9 protein-coding genes, 9 tRNA genes and 5 rRNA genes are annotated in these 19,242 nt (G+C 46.3%); all 23 read left to right on the forward strand.

The features are described from left to right. Window positions 1-29: 29 nt before the first annotated feature. Window positions 30-797 (forward strand): type III pantothenate kinase, encoded by a 768-nt coding sequence (locus KFZ58_RS00540; protein WP_235792962.1) that lies wholly within the window; start codon window positions 30-32, stop codon window positions 795-797. Window positions 798-839: 42 nt separating this feature from the next. After that, window positions 840-1,712, forward strand: a complete 873-nt coding sequence (hslO, locus tag KFZ58_RS00545) for an Hsp33 family molecular chaperone HslO (RefSeq protein ID WP_235792963.1) — start codon at window positions 840-842, stop codon at window positions 1,710-1,712. Window positions 1,713-1,734: 22 nt separating this feature from the next. Beyond that, entirely contained in the window at window positions 1,735-2,637 is a 903-nt protein-coding gene (locus KFZ58_RS00550) for a peptidylprolyl isomerase (RefSeq protein ID WP_235792964.1), read from the forward strand. 101 nt (window positions 2,638-2,738) lie between these two features. Then, window positions 2,739-3,665, forward strand: coding sequence for a cysteine synthase A (cysK, locus tag KFZ58_RS00555; RefSeq protein WP_235792965.1), 927 nt, complete (start codon window positions 2,739-2,741; stop codon window positions 3,663-3,665). A 259-nt stretch (window positions 3,666-3,924) separates the two neighbouring features. Beyond that, the gene (gene folP / locus KFZ58_RS00560; RefSeq protein ID WP_235792966.1) at window positions 3,925-4,755 is read left to right on the forward strand and encodes a dihydropteroate synthase; all 831 of its coding nucleotides are present in this window, start codon (window positions 3,925-3,927) and stop codon (window positions 4,753-4,755) included. Continuing rightward, window positions 4,748-5,113, forward strand: coding sequence for a dihydroneopterin aldolase (gene folB / locus KFZ58_RS00565; protein ID WP_235792967.1), 366 nt, complete (start codon window positions 4,748-4,750; stop codon window positions 5,111-5,113). The genes folP and folB overlap by 8 nt, the downstream gene beginning before the upstream one ends. Further along, window positions 5,110-5,622 (forward strand): 2-amino-4-hydroxy-6-hydroxymethyldihydropteridine diphosphokinase, encoded by a 513-nt coding sequence (gene folK / locus KFZ58_RS00570; RefSeq protein ID WP_235792968.1) that lies wholly within the window; start codon window positions 5,110-5,112, stop codon window positions 5,620-5,622. The genes folB and folK overlap by 4 nt, the downstream gene beginning before the upstream one ends. A gap of 20 nt (window positions 5,623-5,642) precedes the next feature. Next, on the forward strand, window positions 5,643-5,816 hold the full coding sequence (locus tag KFZ58_RS00575; protein WP_235792969.1) for a hypothetical protein: 174 nt from the start codon (window positions 5,643-5,645) through the stop codon (window positions 5,814-5,816). 135 nt (window positions 5,817-5,951) lie between these two features. Then, on the forward strand, window positions 5,952-7,409 hold the full coding sequence (lysS, locus tag KFZ58_RS00580) for a lysine--tRNA ligase (RefSeq protein ID WP_235794625.1): 1,458 nt from the start codon (window positions 5,952-5,954) through the stop codon (window positions 7,407-7,409). 778 nt (window positions 7,410-8,187) lie between these two features. Then, window positions 8,188-9,759, forward strand: a 16S ribosomal RNA gene (locus KFZ58_RS00585). 173 nt (window positions 9,760-9,932) lie between these two features. Further along, window positions 9,933-12,851: ribosomal RNA gene (locus tag KFZ58_RS00590) — 23S ribosomal RNA — on the forward strand. A 162-nt stretch (window positions 12,852-13,013) separates the two neighbouring features. Further along, window positions 13,014-13,129, forward strand: a 5S ribosomal RNA gene (gene rrf / locus KFZ58_RS00595). Window positions 13,130-13,261: 132 nt separating this feature from the next. Next, a tRNA-Val gene (locus tag KFZ58_RS00600) sits at window positions 13,262-13,337 on the forward strand. A 3-nt stretch (window positions 13,338-13,340) separates the two neighbouring features. After that, window positions 13,341-13,416, forward strand: a tRNA-Thr gene (locus KFZ58_RS00605). Between the two features lie 94 nt (window positions 13,417-13,510). After that, a tRNA-Lys gene (locus KFZ58_RS00610) sits at window positions 13,511-13,583 on the forward strand. Window positions 13,584-13,589: 6 nt separating this feature from the next. Continuing rightward, window positions 13,590-13,674 (forward strand) — tRNA-Leu (locus KFZ58_RS00615). Window positions 13,675-13,689: 15 nt separating this feature from the next. Then, window positions 13,690-13,764, forward strand: a tRNA-Gly gene (locus KFZ58_RS00620). A gap of 6 nt (window positions 13,765-13,770) precedes the next feature. After that, a tRNA-Leu gene (locus tag KFZ58_RS00625) sits at window positions 13,771-13,859 on the forward strand. A 3-nt stretch (window positions 13,860-13,862) separates the two neighbouring features. Next, window positions 13,863-13,939, forward strand: a tRNA-Arg gene (locus KFZ58_RS00630). 5 nt (window positions 13,940-13,944) lie between these two features. Next, window positions 13,945-14,021: transfer RNA gene (locus KFZ58_RS00635), tRNA-Pro, on the forward strand. A gap of 8 nt (window positions 14,022-14,029) precedes the next feature. Beyond that, a tRNA-Ala gene (locus KFZ58_RS00640) sits at window positions 14,030-14,105 on the forward strand. Between the two features lie 336 nt (window positions 14,106-14,441). Then, a 16S ribosomal RNA gene (locus KFZ58_RS00645) occupies window positions 14,442-16,013 on the forward strand. 173 nt (window positions 16,014-16,186) lie between these two features. Beyond that, a 23S ribosomal RNA gene (locus tag KFZ58_RS00650) occupies window positions 16,187-19,106 on the forward strand. The 16S, 23S and 5S rRNA genes sit together here with 9 tRNA genes alongside, the layout of an rRNA operon. Window positions 19,107-19,242 lie beyond the last annotated feature (136 nt).

Here is a 19,242-nt window from a genome sequence, read left to right on the forward strand (position 1 = left end):
GCTTTTGGGATAGGAAGGTATGGGGTATAATGCTATTTGTACTTGATGTAGGAAATACGAATACAGTGATTGGCGTATTTGAACAAGATGAACTAAAGCATGAATGGCGGATTAAAACCGACCGTCATAAAACCGGGGATGAATTTGGCGTATTAATAAAATCACTTTTTGACTATAAGGGACTAACATTCTTAGATATAGATGGTGTCATCATATCATCCGTAGTTCCTCCAATTATGTATGCACTGGAAGAAATGTGTCACATCTATTTTCGATTAAAACCTGTCATTGTAGGGAGAGAGACCGCTATATCTGCTTTGAAAATGAGTTACCCGAATCCACATGAGATAGGGGCAGATCGGATCGTTAATGCGGTCGGGGGCATTAAAGAATATGGAGCGCCACTTATTATTATTGATTTTGGCACTGCTACAACGTTTTGTTACATAAATAAGCAAGAAGAGTACTTTGGTGGGATTATCTCTCCGGGAATTAATATCTCAATGGAGGCATTATACAGTAAAGCATCCAAGCTTCCTAAAATTGAAATACAGGCACCAAGTAATGTTGTTGGAACATCGACAGTAGAGGCTATGCAATCCGGTGTTTATTATGGATATGTGGCACAAGTAGACGGGATCGTCACACGTATCAAACAACAGATGAATATCAATCCGAAAGTAATTGCTACAGGTGGACTAGCAGCTTTGATAGGAGATTCAACCGAATGCATCGATCATGTTGATACGTACTTGACGTTAAAGGGATTGAATCTCATTTATCAGATGAACAAATAGACATAAAAATTCATGAACAATCTATAGAAGGAGCTTGGCATTATGGAAGATTATTTAGTAAAAGCAACTACATATAACGGTATGGTACGTGCTTATGGCGTAATTTCTACAGACGCGGTTAAAGAAGTGTGCAGGAGACAGGATACTTGGGCGACCGCTTCTGCTGCTTTAGGCCGTACGATTACCATAACAGCGATGATGGGCGCCATGCTCAAAGGAGAAGACTCCATTACCGTAAAGGTACAAGGTGATGGCCCGGTCGGTGGTATCATTGCTGATGGTAATGCGAAGGCAGAGGTTCGTGGATATATATCAAATCCGCATGTTGACTTTGACTTAAATGCGTTTGGAAAATTGGATGTCGCACGTGCTGTAGGTACACAAGGAACTGTCAGTGTCGTAAAAGACCTTGGATTGAAGGATTATTTTACCGGGGAAGTTCCGATTATTTCCGGGGAAATTGGAGAAGACTTTACATATTACTTTGCACATTCGGAGCAGACACCTTCTGCTGTAGGTGCAGGTGTATTGGTTAATCCTGATCACTCGGTACTTGCTTCTGGTGGGTTTATTATTCAGGTGATGCCAGGAGCCACTGAGGAGATCATTGAACAATTAGAAGCGAGGGTTCAGGCCTTCCCTACACTATCAACACTCATTCAAGAAGGGAATACACCAGAGGGGCTCCTGGAGCACTTGTTTCCTGAGGAAGAGGTAAAGATACTTGAACGCCTCCCGGTTAAATTCCGTTGTAGATGCTCCAGAGAGCGATTTGAACAAGCCATGATTGGATTAGGAAATAAGGAAATCGAGGCCATGATTGAAGAGGACCATGGGGCAGAAGTAAGCTGTCATTTCTGCAATGAAGTCTATCATTTTACCGAAGAGGAACTTCAAACATTGATAAAACAGTAAACAAACAACTTGGAGGATAGCTATGTCGAGAAAATTACTCCTAGCACTTATTGTAGTTCTTCTGATTACAAATATTGCAACATTATTGTTTTGGGATAATGAGCAATCCATTGTAAGGAATAATGATGAAGAAATAGAGATAAACAATGACGGGTCTGTAGCATCCATCGATGGAGAAGCGATTAGCTACGAGGAATGGATGGATTCTCTCAGGAATTCTTACGGAGAAAATCAACTCGAGGCGATGATCGATCAGGCTGTTGTAAATCAATTAGCTGAAGCGAAAAAAATAGATGTTCATGAGAAGGTTATAGAACGCGAAGTTGCTTTATTAACATCGATGCAAGGAGTTACGGGCGAACAAGAATTTGAGGAAAAAGAGGAAGAATGGAGAGAAGATATACGTTATCGCTATCAATTGCAACAACTTTTGACGGAGGATACATCCATTCCTGAGGAAGAAGTTGAAAGCTATTATAATCAATATGGGAACGAATATGATTTCGCGTCTTCTATGCAGCTTTCCCATATTGTAGTGCAAAATTTTGAGACGGCAGAAAAAGTAATAGGGGAGTTAGAAGAGGGGGCTTCCTTCGATTTGCTTGCACAGGAATATTCAATAGATGAAGAGTCAGCAAGTGATGGTGGGTACCTTGGGTTTATTCGTACAAATAGTCAATTTTTCCCGAATGGGTACGAAGAGGTAGCTGCAGATATGGAGGAATATTCCTATAGCGAACCGTTTGAAGCAGATACGGGAGTAGCTATTATTTATCTTCATCGAAAACTTCAATCCATCGATTTCACCTATGATGAAATAAAGCCATATGTTGAAAGTGAGTTGGCATTGAATGAAATGGATCAATCACTCCAGGCGGATCCATTATGGGAAGAGTTAGACATAGAATGGATATATGGGGAGTAAGCTGACATAGGGTTTAACAGGTGTATTAGTTGACAATATAACGTGAAAAGCGTAAATTGTAATTAATCATACGAAATAACTAGGGATTAGGAGGCATTTCCATGAGAGTAGCTAATGATATTGCTGGTTTAATTGGGGAAACACCGATTGTTAAATTAAATCGCATGACAGATGAAGATAGTGCAGATATTTATTTGAAATTGGAATTTATGAATCCGGGCAGTTCGGTGAAAGATCGTATTGCCATGTCCATGATCGAAGCAGCAGAAAAAAATGGTTCTTTAAAAGATGGTGACACCATTATTGAGCCAACAAGCGGTAATACGGGCATTGGCCTTGCAATGGTCGGAGCAGCAAAAGGCTATAAGACGATTTTAGTAATGCCTGATACAATGAGTAAGGAACGTCGTAATCTACTCCGTGCTTATGGGGCTGAGTTAGTATTGACCCCGGGAGCTGAAGCGATGAAAGGTGCGATTAAAAAAGCAGAAGAACTAAAAGAAGAAAATGGTTATTTCATGCCACAGCAATTTAATAATGAAGCAAACACGGAAGTCCATGCACGAACCACAGGGAAAGAAATTGTTGAACAAATGAGTGATGGGCTGGACGCATTTGTTTCCGGAATTGGAACAGGTGGAACAATTACCGGTGCAGGTAAAGTGTTGAAGGATAATTTTGATGGGATTAAACTCTATGCGGTAGAGCCTGAAGACTCCCCGGTTTTATCTGGTGGATCCCCAGGTCCACATAAAATCCAGGGGCTTGGCGCAGGATTTGTTCCAAAAATATTGAATACAGACATCTATGAAGAAGTGATCCAAATATCAAATGAAGAATCATTTGAAACATCACGCAAAGTTGCAACAACCAATGGAATACTGGGAGGAGTCTCAGCTGGAGCCGCAGTTGCCGCAGCCCAAAAGGTTGCAAAACAATTAGGCAAAGGCAAGAAAGTACTTGCAGTTATACCTGATAACGGGGAACGCTATTTATCTACTCCTCTGTATCAATTTGATGAAGAATAAATAGTCTAAGGACGTGAGGGATTAGCATCGAAAATAATTTGATGCTAGTCCTTTTTTGTTATGATAAGATTAAACTAGAAAACTTGACATCCGCTAAACGTATTCTTAGAAATAAGTACTTTGCTTTCTTAGAAACCCTTATACTTGGAGCGCAAGCCATTAATAGCGGATGCATTAGCCAGCACTTATGCAGTTAAAAAAGTGGTGATACTTTCTTAACTGCTAAATAAAATTAGTGGAAGAAGGTAAAAATAGGATTATGATCTTAAAAACAACGACAAAATCATTTGATTTATCCGATCGTACACATATAATGGGGATTCTAAATGTCACCCCGGACTCTTTTTCAGATGGCGGTAGTTATACGACGATTGAAAATGCGGTTAAACAGGCTATGGAGATGGAAAAACTCGGTGCTGATATAATTGATATTGGCGGGGAATCCACACGTCCGGATCATGAGCCTGTATCAGAAGAAGAAGAGGCGCGGCGCGTTGTACCGATGATTCAAGCAGTCAAGGAAAAAATTAATATACCGATTTCCATCGACACATACAAAGCAGAAACAGCTCGCCAGGCGGTTGAAGCAGGTGCTGAAATCATTAATGACGTGTGGGGCGCGAAAATGGATCCCGAAATTGCTCATGTAGCTGCGGATTATCAAGTTCCGATTATTCTAATGCATAACCGTACAACTAAGGATTACACTTTCCTGATTGATGACATGAAAAAAGATTTAGCGGAAAGTATTACGATTGCTTTAAAAGCTGGTGTTACTAGAGAAAATATTGTGCTGGATCCGGGTGTAGGATTTGCCAAAACAGCGGAAGATAATTTAGTTGTCATGAACAACCTGGAGCAATTCGCTAATTTAGGCTACCCATTATTATTAGGAACTTCACGCAAACGATTTATCGGTGGGGTATTGGACCTTCCTGCAGAAGAACGGGATAACGGAACTGGAGCAACAACTTGTTTAGGTATCACAAAGGGTGCTCAAATCATTCGTGTACACAATGTAAAAGCAAATGCAGAAATGGCAAAAATGATGGATGCCATGCTCGCTGAAGGAGGGAAGACAGTTGGATAAAATTATGTTAAATACGATGCAATTTTATGGCTTCCATGGTTTGTTGCCGGAAGAAAATAAGCTTGGACAACGGTTTAACGTAGATGTGGAACTTTTCATGGATTTAAAAAGACCCGGCAAGACAGATGATATGAACGACTCTATCCATTATGGACAGGTCTATGAGCTTATAAAGGAAATTGCAGAAGGTGAGGCGAAGCATCTAATTGAAGCAGTAGCAGAGACTATTGCTGAGGCTTTACTTACTTCCTTTGAATTATTAACAGCCTGCACGGTAAAGGTTACAAAGCCTGACCCACCTATCCCGGGACATTACCAATCCGTAGCTGTAGAAATCTTCCGGGAGAAAACTGTATGAATAACGCATTTATCGCTTTAGGATCTAATATTGAGCCAAGAAAAGAATACCTGAAAGTAGCTATAGATACACTCTCAGAGGATGATTCCATTTTTATCCGCAAAAAGTCATCAATCTATGAAACTGCGCCAGTAGGCTATACAGACCAGTCGGATTTTTTAAATATGGTTATTGAGATAGATACATCACGCACCTCTTATGATTTATTGCGGTTTTGTCAGAAGCTGGAGCAAAAATTGGGCCGGGATCGCAAAATTCGGTTTGGGCCCAGAACAATAGATCTTGACATTTTGATATATAATCAAGAGAATAGTGAAATAGAAAGTTTAATTATTCCACACCCAAGAATGCATGAGCGAGCATTCGTACTTATTCCATTAGATGAAATTGCACCAGGGTTAATCATACCAACATGGGGGAAGCGCGTGCGGGACTTTTTAAAGGAGCTTCCGGCATCTGATATAAGGGATGTAACAAAATGGATGCAAAATGAATCGGCGGAAGGATAATGAAGAGGCCCATAAAGGGTGTGAAAATAGCGATCATGGAAGTGCGCAAACATGCTGCTTGGTACCTAAAAGGACTCAAAAGGAATGGGAAAGTAAGAAAACAAACTAACCATGCCGACGAAGCCCGCGAGGAATTAGTAGATATTTTATTCACGTATACGAATGAGTTAGAGGTGGCAGGAAGGGCTTATTAATACGCAAAGCGACTGCCGGTGGTTATACATTGGCAGTTTCTCCTGCTTTAACGTGAAAAAACAGGCTTTTTTCTATATACTTACATATATAAATGACTGGAGTGATGAATCGTGTCAGAGGAAATAAATGAACAAATGCAAGTTCGCCTGGAAAAATTAAACGCTTATTTCGAACAGGGACTGAACCCATTCGGCGAGAAATTTTCCAGAACACATAGAGCAGAAGAATTGATTGAGTTGTATAATGAATTTTCCAAAGAGGAATTGCAGGAAAAGGAAGATGAGGTTACCATCGCCGGAAGAATGATGACAAAGCGTGGAAAAGGTAAGGCCGGATTCGCACATTTGCAGGATATAAGTGGTCAAATACAAATTTATGTACGTCAGGATTCGATTGGTGAGGACGCTTATGAAATTTTTAAAACAGCGGATATAGGAGATATTATTGGTGTTACAGGAGTGATGTTCAAAACAAAAGTTGGGGAGCTATCTGTTAAGGCAACACAGTTCCAACTGTTAACAAAATCACTCCGTCCATTACCGGAAAAATACCATGGTTTAAAAGATGTTGAGCAACGTTATCGCCAGCGTTATTTGGATTTGATTACAAATATGGACAGCAAGGAAACCTTTATACTACGAAGCAAAATCATCCAATCGATGCGTAAATACTTGAATGGGGAAGGTTTCCTAGAGGTGGAAACTCCAATGATGCACGCGATCCCGGGCGGCGCATCTGCACGTCCTTTCCTAACACATCATAACGCGCTAGACATGCCATTATATATGCGTATCGCCATTGAACTACACTTAAAACGTCTGATAATTGGTGGTCTGGAGAAGGTTTATGAAATTGGACGTGTCTTCCGCAACGAAGGCGTTTCAACTAGACATAATCCAGAGTTTACGATGATTGAATTATATGAGGCCTATGCAGATTACCGCGATATCATGGCATTAACGGAAAATCTCATCGCTCATATCGCGAAGGAAGTGTTGGGATCAACGAAAATCACGTATGGTGATCTTGAAATCGATCTGGAACCGGAATGGACGAAACTTCATATCGTTGATGCGATAAAAGAGCAAACGGGTGTAGACTTCTGGGAGAACATGAGTGACGAAAAAGCTAGGGATCTTGCGAAAGAGCATGGCGTCCAAATTACAGAATCCATGACTTTTGGGCATATTGTTAATGAGTTCTTTGAACAAAAGGTGGAAGAGACATTAGTTCAGCCTACATTTATTTATGGGCATCCCTTGGAAATTTCTCCATTAGCAAAGAAAAATACAGAGGACGAGCGTTTTACGGATCGATTCGAATTATTTATTGTCGGCCGTGAACACGCAAATGCATTTAGTGAATTAAACGACCCTATTGATCAAAGAAAACGTTTTGAAGCACAAGTGAAAGAAAGAGAAGCAGGAAATGATGAAGCGCAACTAATGGATGATGACTTCCTGGAAGCGCTGGAATATGGCATGCCTCCAACAGGCGGTCTGGGAATTGGTATTGACCGACTTGTTATGCTGTTAACAAACGCACAATCGATTCGTGATGTATTGCTATTTCCATTAATGCGTGAAAAATAAGCAGACCCTGAAAATGAGCTCACAAGGAATGAATCTTAAGTTGATAGGGGATCTTTGTTTGTCAGATAAGAAGTAAAAAGTTTCATATCTGCATAAGTGCAACTAATCCTTTTGCCTTCACGGCAAAAGGATTAGTTTTCTAATGGGCTCTTTCTTTTATCATGCAGATGCTCATTGGTTGTGAGTGTTGGCTTTGACATGTCACTAAAAAGACGTGGATTCCAAAGTATGAGGGGTTTATTATTTAGGATTCGGGTAAACTATACGAACAGGCGTTAAACTAGTGTTGTCCAGTATTTATGAACGTTTAATCTTGGATTAACAAATAGTAAAATATAAATTACCATTTATTTCTTTTTAAAAGACTCTTGATTTTCGTAAATAATCATGGTAAATTTATTATCGTTGCTTAAACAAAAGACGACAAAAAACACGACAAAATGGATTTAAATAATCTATTGACTTAAACGAGTCAATGTGTTATATTAAGAAAGTCGCCATTTTGAGGGCGAACGAAACATCATCTTCTTAAAAGAAAAGCCAAAAAAGCTATTGACTTTTAGAGGATGAGTATGATATAATTAAAAAGTTGCTAATTTAACGCAACAAATGAATTTGCTCTTTGAAAACTGAACAAAACAACCAGTATGTCAAACAGATATTAGTGGTAAGACATCGAAGATCAGATTATTATAATCTGAATGGAAGATTTCAAACCCTAAATCAATTTTTAAGCTAAGACATTATATGATTGATTGGTGTCAATTATATTCAAACTTTTATGGAGAGTTTGATCTTGGCTCAGGACGAACGCTGGCGGCGTGCCTAATACATGCAAGTCGAGCGCGGGAAGCAGGCAATCACCCTTCGGGGTGTGCGCCTGTGGAACGAGCGGCGGACGGGTGAGTAACACGTGGGCAACCTGCCTGTAAGACTGGGATAACTCTTGGAAACGCGAGCTAATACCGGATAACACTTTTCATCTCCTGATGAGAAGTTGAAAGGCGGCTTTCTGAGCTGTCACTTACAGATGGGCCCGCGGCGCATTAGCTAGTTGGTGAGATAAGAGCTCACCAAGGCGACGATGCGTAGCCGACCTGAGAGGGTGATCGGCCACACTGGGACTGAGACACGGCCCAGACTCCTACGGGAGGCAGCAGTAGGGAATCATCCGCAATGGACGAAAGTCTGACGGTGCAACGCCGCGTGAGTGATGAAGGTTTTCGGATCGTAAAACTCTGTTGTTAGGGAAGAACAAGTACTGTTTGAATAAGGCAGTACCTTGACGGTACCTAACCAGAAAGCCCCGGCTAACTACGTGCCAGCAGCCGCGGTAATACGTAGGGGGCAAGCGTTGTCCGGAATTATTGGGCGTAAAGCGCTCGCAGGCGGTCTTTTAAGTCTGATGTGAAATCTTGCGGCTCAACCGTGAGCGGTCATTGGAAACTGGAGGACTTGAGTACAGAAGAGGAGAGTGGAATTCCACGTGTAGCGGTGAAATGCGTAGAGATGTGGAGGAACACCAGTGGCGAAGGCGACTCTCTGGTCTGTAACTGACGCTGAGGAGCGAAAGCGTGGGGAGCGAACAGGATTAGATACCCTGGTAGTCCACGCCGTAAACGATGAGTGCTAGGTGTTAGGGGGTTTCCGCCCCTTAGTGCTGAAGTTAACGCATTAAGCACTCCGCCTGGGGAGTACGGCCGCAAGGCTGAAACTCAAAAGAATTGACGGGGGCCCGCACAAGCGGTGGAGCATGTGGTTTAATTCGAAGCAACGCGAAGAACCTTACCAGGTCTTGACATCCTCTGCAATCGGTAGAGATACCGAGTTCCCTTCGGGGACAGAGTGACAGGTGGTGCATGGTTGTCGTCAGCTCGTGTCGTGAGATGTTGGGTTAAGTCCCGTAACGAGCGCAACCCTTGAGATTAGTTGCCAGCATTAAGTTGGGCACTCTAATCTGACTGCCGGTGACAAACCGGAGGAAGGTGGGGATGACGTCAAATCATCATGCCCCTTATGACCTGGGCTACACACGTGCTACAATGGATGGAACAAAGGGCAGCGAAGCGGTAACGCTCAGCAAATCCCATAAAACCATTCTCAGTTCGGATTGCAGGCTGCAACTCGCCTGTATGAAGCCGGAATCGCTAGTAATCGCGGATCAGCATGCCGCGGTGAATACGTTCCCGGGCCTTGTACACACCGCCCGTCACACCACGAGAGTTAGCAACACCCGAAGTCGGTGAGGTAACACGTTTACGTGAGCCAGCCGCCGAAGGTGGGGCCAATGATTGGGGTGAAGTCGTAACAAGGTAGCCGTATCGGAAGGTGCGGCTGGATCACCTCCTTTCTAAGGATATTTAGAAGGAACGCTGGAGGTCTTAGACCTCCGGTCGAGGACATACATGGTTGTTTGGTTCAGTTTTGAGAGAGTAAATCTCTCTTTTTGTACCTTGAAAACTAAATAAGAGTAATAACGACATCAAAAAATGTAAGTTCTTTGGAACCATTAACTAGTAATTTAGTTAAGTGAAGAAGGGCGCACGGTGAATGCCTAGGTACGAGGAGCCGAAGAAGGACGGGACTAACACCGATATGTCTCGGGGAGTTGTAAGTAAACGTTGATCCGGGAATTTCCGAATGGGGGAACCCACTGTTCGTAATGGAACAGGACATCTATCTGAATACATAGGGTAGATGAGGCAGACCCGGGGAACTGAAACATCTCAGTACCCGGAGGAATAGAAAGCAAATGCGATTTCCCAAGTAGCGGCGAGCGAAACGGAAAGGAGCCCAAACCGAAAAGCTTGCTTTTCGGGGTTGTAGGACACTCCATTAGGAGTTACAAAGAAATGCTTTAGATGAATCGATCTGGAACGATCAGCCATAGAAGGTAAGAGCCCTGTAATTGAAAGAGCGTTTTCTCCGGAGTGTATCCTGAGTACGGCGGAACACGAGAAATTCCGTCGGAATCCGGGAGGACCATCTCCCAAGGCTAAATACTCCCTCGTGACCGATAGTGAACCAGTACCGTGAGGGAAAGGTGAAAAGCACCCCGGAAGGGGAGTGAAAGAGAACCTGAAACCGTGCGCTTACAAGTAGTCGAAGCCCGTTAATGGGTAACGGCGTACCTTTTGTAGAATGGACCGGCGAGTTACGATCCCATGCAAGGTTAAGTGGAAGACACGGAGCCGCAGCGAAAGCGAGTCTGAATAGGGCGAATTAGTATGTGGTCGTAGACCCGAAACCGTGTGATCTACCCATGTCCAGGGTGAAGGTCAGGTAACACTGACTGGAGGCCCGAACCCACGTATGTTGAAAAATGCGGGGATGAGGTGTGGGTAGGGGTGAAATGCCAATCGAACACGGAGATAGCTGGTTCTCTCCGAAATAGCTTTAGGGCTAGCCTCAGGGGAATGAGTACTGGAGGTAGAGCACTGATTGGACGAGGGGCCCTCACCGGGTTACCGAATTCAGTCAAACTCCGAATGCCAGCTACTTAACCCTGGGAGTCAGACTATGGGTGATAAGGTTCATAGTCGAAAGGGAAACAGCCCAGACCGCCAGCTAAGGTCCCTAAGTATACGTTAAGTGGAAAAGGATGTGGCGTTGCTCAGACAACCAGGATGTTGGCTTAGAAGCAGCCATCATTTAAAGAGTGCGTAATAGCTCACTGGTCGAGTGACGCTGCGCCGAAAATGTACCGGGGCTAAACGTATCACCGAAGCTGCGGATTGTTCTTCGAACAATGGTAGGAGAGCGTTCCAAGTGCAGTGAAGTCAGACCGTGAGGACTGGTGGAGCGCTTGGAAGTGAGAATGCCGGTATGAGTAGCGAAAAAAGAGTGAGAATCTCTTTCACCGAAAGCCTAAGGTTTCCTGAGGAAGGCTCGTCCTCTCAGGGTTAGTCGGGACCTAAGCCGAGGCCGAAAGGCGTAGGCGATGGCCAACAGGTAGATATTCCTGTACCACCTCATGACTGTTTGAATGACGGGGGGACGCAGGAGGATAAGGAAAGCGCACCGATGGAATGGTGCGCCCAAGCAGTGAGCGAGTTGGATAGGCAAATCCGTCCAACAATTGCGAGCTGTGATGGGGAGGGAAATAGAGTACCGAAGTTCCTGATTTCACACTGCCAAGAAAAGCCTCTAGTGAGGTCATAGGTGCCCGTACCGCAAACCGACACAGGTAGGCGAGGAGAGAATCCTAAGGTGATCGGGAGAACTCTCGTTAAGGAACTCGGCAAAATGACCCCGTAACTTCGGGAGAAGGGGTGCTCCTCTTCAGGAGGAGCCGCAGTGAATAGGCCCAAGCGACTGTTTATCAAAAACACAGGTCTCTGCGAAGCCGCAAGGCGAAGTATAGGGGCTGACACCTGCCCGGTGCTGGAAGGTTAAGGGGAAACGTTAGCTTCCGAGCGAAGCGTAGAACCGAAGCCCCAGTAAACGGCGGCCGTAACTATAACGGTCCTAAGGTAGCGAAATTCCTTGTCGGGTAAGTTCCGACCCGCACGAAAGGTGCAACGACTTGGGCACTGTCTCAACGAGAGACCCGGTGAAATTATACTATGCGTGAAGATGCGCATTACCCGCGACAGGACGGAAAGACCCCGTGGAGCTTTACTGTAGCCTGATATTGAATGTTCGTGCAGCTTGTACAGGATAGGTGGGAGCCTTAGAATCGTGAGCGCTAGCTTACGAGGAGGCACCCGTGGGATACCACCCTGGCTGCACGCACCTTCTAACCCAGAACCGTGATCCGGTTCGGAGACAGTGTCAGGTAGGCAGTTTGACTGGGGCGGTCGCCTCCCAAAGAGTAACGGAGGCGCCCAAAGGTTCCCTCAGAATGGTTGGAAATCATTCGTAGCGTGTAAAGGCAGAAGGGAGCTTGACTGCGAGACCTACAAGTCGAGCAGGGACGAAAGTCGGGCTTAGTGATCCGGTGGTACCGCATGGAAGGGCCATCGCTCAACGGATAAAAGCTACCCCGGGGATAACAGGCTTATCTCCCCCAAGAGTTCACATCGACGGGGAGGTTTGGCACCTCGATGTCGGCTCATCGCATCCTGGGGCTGTAGTCGGTCCCAAGGGTTGGGCTGTTCGCCCATTAAAGCGGTACGCGAGCTGGGTTCAGAACGTCGTGAGACAGTTCGGTCCCTATCCGTCGTGGGCGCTGGAAGTTTGAGAGGAGCTGTCCTTAGTACGAGAGGACCGGGATGGACACACCGCTGGTGTACCAGTTGTTCCGCCAGGAGCATGGCTGGGTAGCTACGTGTGGCAAGGATAAGTGCTGAAAGCATCTAAGCATGAAGCCCCCTCTAGATGAGACTTCCCATCACTTCGAGTGAGTAAGATCCCTCAGAGACGATGAGGTAGATAGGTTCGAGGTGGAAGCGTGGTGACACGTGCAGCTGACGAATACTAATCGATCGAGGACTTAACTAATTTCTTTTTTGATGGTCGTTCATGAAACTCTTATTTAGTTTTTAGGGTATAAATGAAAAAAACCCTTGCATTTTCTATTAGAAATGCATATAATATATCTTGTCTTCATTTTAAAGAAGGAAGTTCTGATTGATCAACACAGAACGACCTAACACCGTTAGGTCTGGTAGTAATAGCGGAGAGGTCACACCTGTTCCCATGCCGAACACAGAAGTTAAGCTCTCCAGCGCCGATGGTAGTTGGGGCTTTGCCCCTGCAAGAGTAGGACGCCGCCAGGCTTTACATATGTTAAAAAACATACTAGGATCGCGACGCGCTATCTCTGATTGATTATCAGCGTAATTCACAACCTAAAGAGATTATTACTTAAGAATCTCTTATAGCGCATACATTTTACATCCTGTCTCATTGGAGGATTAGCTCAGCTGGGAGAGCACCTGCCTTACAAGCAGGGGGTCGCAGGTTCGAGCCCTGCATCCTCCACCATTTGCCGGCCTAGCTCAACTGGTAGAGCAACTGACTTGTAATCAGTAGGTTGGGGGTTCAAGTCCTCTGGCCGGCACCATTTTTAAAACGAATAAAAATTTTTTACTTTTCACAAATAATGCGTATTAAGGTACGAGTTATTAACCATGAATTATCTTATAAGTAACAAACATGAGCCATTAGCTCAGTTGGCAGAGCATCTGACTTTTAATCAGAGGGTCGGAGGTTCGAATCCTCCATGGCTCATCACTTGCGGGTGTGGCGGAATTGGCAGACGCGCTAGATTTAGGATCTAGTGTCTTCGGACGTGGGGGTTCAAGTCCCTTCACCCGCACCATTAATTAAATACCGAGCGGAAGTAGTTCAGTGGTAGAACATCACCTTGCCAAGGTGGGGGTCGCGGGTTCGAATCCCGTCTTCCGCTCCAAGTCCTGCCGGGGTGGCGGAATTGGCAGACGCACAGGACTTAAAATCCTGCGGTAGGTTACTACCGTGCCGGTTCGAGTCCGGCCCTCGGCACCATAAGCGCCCGTAGCTCAATTGGATAGAGCGCTTGACTACGGATCAAGAGGTTAGGGGTTCGACTCCTCTCGGGCGCACCATTATACGGGAAGTAGCTCAGCTTGGTAGAGCACTTGGTTTGGGACCAAGGGGTCGCAGGTTCGAATCCTGTCTTCCCGACCATTGAATAAGGGGCCTTAGCTCAGCTGGGAGAGCGCCTGCCTTGCACGCAGGAGGTCAGCGGTTCGATCCCGCTAGGCTCCACCATATAATAAATAATCTATTGACTTAAACGAGTCAGTGTGTTATATTAAGAAAGTCGCCATTTTGAAGGCGAACGAAATATCATCTTCTTAAAAGAAAAGCCAAAAAAGCTATTGACTTTCAGGGGGTGAGTATGATATAATTAAAAAGTTGCTAATTTAACGCAACAAATGAATTTGCTCTTTGAAAACTGAACAAAACAACCAGTATGTCAAACAGATATTAGTGGTAAGACATCGAAGGTCAGATTATTATAATCTGAATGGAAGATTTCAAACCCTAAATCAATTTTTAAGCTAAGACATTATATGATTGATTGGTGTCAATTATATTCAAACTTTTATGGAGAGTTTGATCTTGGCTCAGGACGAACGCTGGCGGCGTGCCTAATACATGCAAGTCGAGCGCGGGAAGCAGGCAATCACCCTTCGGGGTGTGCGCCTGTGGAACGAGCGGCGGACGGGTGAGTAACACGTGGGCAACCTGCCTGTAAGACTGGGATAACTCTTGGAAACGCGAGCTAATACCGGATAACACTTTTCATCTCCTGATGAGAAGTTGAAAGGCGGCTTTCTGAGCTGTCACTTACAGATGGGCCCGCGGCGCATTAGCTAGTTGGTGAGATAAGAGCTCACCAAGGCGACGATGCGTAGCCGACCTGAGAGGGTGATCGGCCACACTGGGACTGAGACACGGCCCAGACTCCTACGGGAGGCAGCAGTAGGGAATCATCCGCAATGGACGAAAGTCTGACGGTGCAACGCCGCGTGAGTGATGAAGGTTTTCGGATCGTAAAACTCTGTTGTTAGGGAAGAACAAGTACTGTTTGAATAAGGCAGTACCTTGACGGTACCTAACCAGAAAGCCCCGGCTAACTACGTGCCAGCAGCCGCGGTAATACGTAGGGGGCAAGCGTTGTCCGGAATTATTGGGCGTAAAGCGCTCGCAGGCGGTCTTTTAAGTCTGATGTGAAATCTTGCGGCTCAACCGTGAGCGGTCATTGGAAACTGGAGGACTTGAGTACAGAAGAGGAGAGTGGAATTCCACGTGTAGCGGTGAAATGCGTAGAGATGTGGAGGAACACCAGTGGCGAAGGCGACTCTCTGGTCTGTAACTGACGCTGAGGAGCGAAAGCGTGGGGAGCGAACAGGATTAGATACCCTGGTAGTCCACGCCGTAAACGATGAGTGCTAGGTGTTAGGGGGTTTCCGCCCCTTAGTGCTGAAGTTAACGCATTAAGCACTCCGCCTGGGGAGTACGGCCGCAAGGCTGAAACTCAAAAGAATTGACGGGGGCCCGCACAAGCGGTGGAGCATGTGGTTTAATTCGAAGCAACGCGAAGAACCTTACCAGGTCTTGACATCCTCTGCAATCGGTAGAGATACCGAGTTCCCTTCGGGGACAGAGTGACAGGTGGTGCATGGTTGTCGTCAGCTCGTGTCGTGAGATGTTGGGTTAAGTCCCGTAACGAGCGCAACCCTTGAGATTAGTTGCCAGCATTAAGTTGGGCACTCTAATCTGACTGCCGGTGACAAACCGGAGGAAGGTGGGGATGACGTCAAATCATCATGCCCCTTATGACCTGGGCTACACACGTGCTACAATGGATGGAACAAAGGGCAGCGAAGCGGTAACGCTCAGCAAATCCCATAAAACCATTCTCAGTTCGGATTGCAGGCTGCAACTCGCCTGTATGAAGCCGGAATCGCTAGTAATCGCGGATCAGCATGCCGCGGTGAATACGTTCCCGGGCCTTGTACACACCGCCCGTCACACCACGAGAGTTAGCAACACCCGAAGTCGGTGAGGTAACACGTTTACGTGAGCCAGCCGCCGAAGGTGGGGCCAATGATTGGGGTGAAGTCGTAACAAGGTAGCCGTATCGGAAGGTGCGGCTGGATCACCTCCTTTCTAAGGATATTTAGAAGGAACGCTGGAGGTCTTAGACCTCCGGTCGAGGACATACATGGTTGTTTGGTTCAGTTTTGAGAGAGTAAATCTCTCTTTTTGTACCTTGAAAACTAAATAAGAGTAATAACGACATCAAAAAATGTAAGTTCTTTGGAACCATTAACTAGTAATTTAGTTAAGTGAAGAAGGGCGCACGGTGAATGCCTAGGTACGAGGAGCCGAAGAAGGACGGGACTAACACCGATATGTCTCGGGGAGTTGTAAGTAAACGTTGATCCGGGAATTTCCGAATGGGGGAACCCACTGTTCGTAATGGAACAGGACATCTATCTGAATACATAGGGTAGATGAGGCAGACCCGGGGAACTGAAACATCTCAGTACCCGGAGGAATAGAAAGCAAATGCGATTTCCCAAGTAGCGGCGAGCGAAACGGAAAGGAGCCCAAACCGAAAAGCTTGCTTTTCGGGGTTGTAGGACACTCCATTAGGAGTTACAAAGAAATGCTTTAGATGAATCGATCTGGAACGATCAGCCATAGAAGGTAAGAGCCCTGTAATTGAAAGAGCGTTTTCTCCGGAGTGTATCCTGAGTACGGCGGAACACGAGAAATTCCGTCGGAATCCGGGAGGACCATCTCCCAAGGCTAAATACTCCCTCGTGACCGATAGTGAACCAGTACCGTGAGGGAAAGGTGAAAAGCACCCCGGAAGGGGAGTGAAAGAGAACCTGAAACCGTGCGCTTACAAGTAGTCGAAGCCCGTTAATGGGTAACGGCGTACCTTTTGTAGAATGGACCGGCGAGTTACGATCCCATGCAAGGTTAAGTGGAAGACACGGAGCCGCAGCGAAAGCGAGTCTGAATAGGGCGAATTAGTATGTGGTCGTAGACCCGAAACCGTGTGATCTACCCATGTCCAGGGTGAAGGTCAGGTAACACTGACTGGAGGCCCGAACCCACGTATGTTGAAAAATGCGGGGATGAGGTGTGGGTAGGGGTGAAATGCCAATCGAACACGGAGATAGCTGGTTCTCTCCGAAATAGCTTTAGGGCTAGCCTCAGGGGAATGAGTACTGGAGGTAGAGCACTGATTGGACGAGGGGCCCTCACCGGGTTACCGAATTCAGTCAAACTCCGAATGCCAGCTACTTAACCCTGGGAGTCAGACTATGGGTGATAAGGTTCATAGTCGAAAGGGAAACAGCCCAGACCGCCAGCTAAGGTCCCTAAGTATACGTTAAGTGGAAAAGGATGTGGCGTTGCTCAGACAACCAGGATGTTGGCTTAGAAGCAGCCATCATTTAAAGAGTGCGTAATAGCTCACTGGTCGAGTGACGCTGCGCCGAAAATGTACCGGGGCTAAACGTATCACCGAAGCTGCGGATTGTTCTTCGAACAATGGTAGGAGAGCGTTCCAAGTGCAGTGAAGTCAGACCGTGAGGACTGGTGGAGCGCTTGGAAGTGAGAATGCCGGTATGAGTAGCGAAAAAAGAGTGAGAATCTCTTTCACCGAAAGCCTAAGGTTTCCTGAGGAAGGCTCGTCCTCTCAGGGTTAGTCGGGACCTAAGCCGAGGCCGAAAGGCGTAGGCGATGGCCAACAGGTAGATATTCCTGTACCACCTCATGACTGTTTGAATGACGGGGGGACGCAGGAGGATAAGGAAAGCGCACCGATGGAATGGTGCGCCCAAGCAGTGAGCGAGTTGGATAGGCAAATCCGTCCAACAATTGCGAGCTGTGATGGGGAGGGAAATAGAGTACCGAAGTTCCTGATTTCACACTGCCAAGAAAAGCCTCTAGTGAGGTCATAGGTGCCCGTACCGCAAACCGACACAGGTAGGCGAGGAGAGAATCCTAAGGTGATCGGGAGAACTCTCGTTAAGGAACTCGGCAAAATGACCCCGTAACTTCGGGAGAAGGGGTGCTCCTCTTCAGGAGGAGCCGCAGTGAATAGGCCCAAGCGACTGTTTATCAAAAACACAGGTCTCTGCGAAGCCGCAAGGCGAAGTATAGGGGCTGACACCTGCCCGGTGCTGGAAGGTTAAGGGGAAACGTTAGCTTCCGAGCGAAGCGTAGAACCGAAGCCCCAGTAAACGGCGGCCGTAACTATAACGGTCCTAAGGTAGCGAAATTCCTTGTCGGGTAAGTTCCGACCCGCACGAAAGGTGCAACGACTTGGGCACTGTCTCAACGAGAGACCCGGTGAAATTATACTATGCGTGAAGATGCGCATTACCCGCGACAGGACGGAAAGACCCCGTGGAGCTTTACTGTAGCCTGATATTGAATGTTCGTGCAGCTTGTACAGGATAGGTGGGAGCCTTAGAATCGTGAGCGCTAGCTTACGAGGAGGCACCCGTGGGATACCACCCTGGCTGCACGCACCTTCTAACCCAGAACCGTGATCCGGTTCGGAGACAGTGTCAGGTAGGCAGTTTGACTGGGGCGGTCGCCTCCCAAAGAGTAACGGAGGCGCCCAAAGGTTCCCTCAGAATGGTTGGAAATCATTCGTAGCGTGTAAAGGCAGAAGGGAGCTTGACTGCGAGACCTACAAGTCGAGCAGGGACGAAAGTCGGGCTTAGTGATCCGGTGGTACCGCATGGAAGGGCCATCGCTCAACGGATAAAAGCTACCCCGGGGATAACAGGCTTATCTCCCCCAAGAGTTCACATCGACGGGGAGGTTTGGCACCTCGATGTCGGCTCATCGCATCCTGGGGCTGTAGTCGGTCCCAAGGGTTGGGCTGTTCGCCCATTAAAGCGGTACGCGAGCTGGGTTCAGAACGTCGTGAGACAGTTCGGTCCCTATCCGTCGTGGGCGCTGGAAGTTTGAGAGGAGCTGTCCTTAGTACGAGAGGACCGGGATGGACACACCGCTGGTGTACCAGTTGTTCCGCCAGGAGCATGGCTGGGTAGCTACGTGTGGCAAGGATAAGTGCTGAAAGCATCTAAGCATGAAGCCCCCCTCTAGATGAGACTTCCCATCACTTCGAGTGAGTAAGATCCCTCAGAGACGATGAGGTAGATAGGTTCGAGGTGGAAGCGTGGTGACACGTGCAGCTGACGAATACTAATCGATCGAGGACTTAACTAATTTCTTTTTTGATGGTCGTTCATGAAACTCTTATTTAGTTTTTAGGGTATAAATGAAAAAAACCCTTGCATTTTCTATTAGAAATGCATATAATATATCTTGTCTTCATTTTAAAGAAGGAAGTTCTGATTGATCA

Origin of the sequence: Virgibacillus sp. NKC19-16, from assembly GCF_021560035.1 — a bacterium.
Taxonomy (GTDB): Bacteria; Bacillota; Bacilli; order Bacillales; family Amphibacillaceae; genus Virgibacillus_L; species Virgibacillus_L salidurans.

What these genes read in the sequence shown, in the direction of transcription:
- cysK (WP_235792965.1), top strand. Translation starts at nt 2,739, where the DNA reads ATGAGAGTAGCTAATGATATTGCTGGTTTAATTGGGGAAACACCGATT.
- KFZ58_RS00550 (WP_235792964.1), top strand. Translation starts at nt 1,735, where the DNA reads ATGTCGAGAAAATTACTCCTAGCACTTATTGTAGTTCTTCTGATTACA.
- hslO (WP_235792963.1), top strand. Translation starts at nt 840, where the DNA reads ATGGAAGATTATTTAGTAAAAGCAACTACATATAACGGTATGGTACGT.
- folK (WP_235792968.1), top strand. Translation starts at nt 5,110, where the DNA reads ATGAATAACGCATTTATCGCTTTAGGATCTAATATTGAGCCAAGAAAA.
- lysS (WP_235794625.1), top strand. Translation starts at nt 5,952, where the DNA reads ATGCAAGTTCGCCTGGAAAAATTAAACGCTTATTTCGAACAGGGACTG.
- KFZ58_RS00540 (WP_235792962.1), top strand. Translation starts at nt 30, where the DNA reads ATGCTATTTGTACTTGATGTAGGAAATACGAATACAGTGATTGGCGTA.
- folP (WP_235792966.1), top strand. Translation starts at nt 3,925, where the DNA reads ATGATCTTAAAAACAACGACAAAATCATTTGATTTATCCGATCGTACA.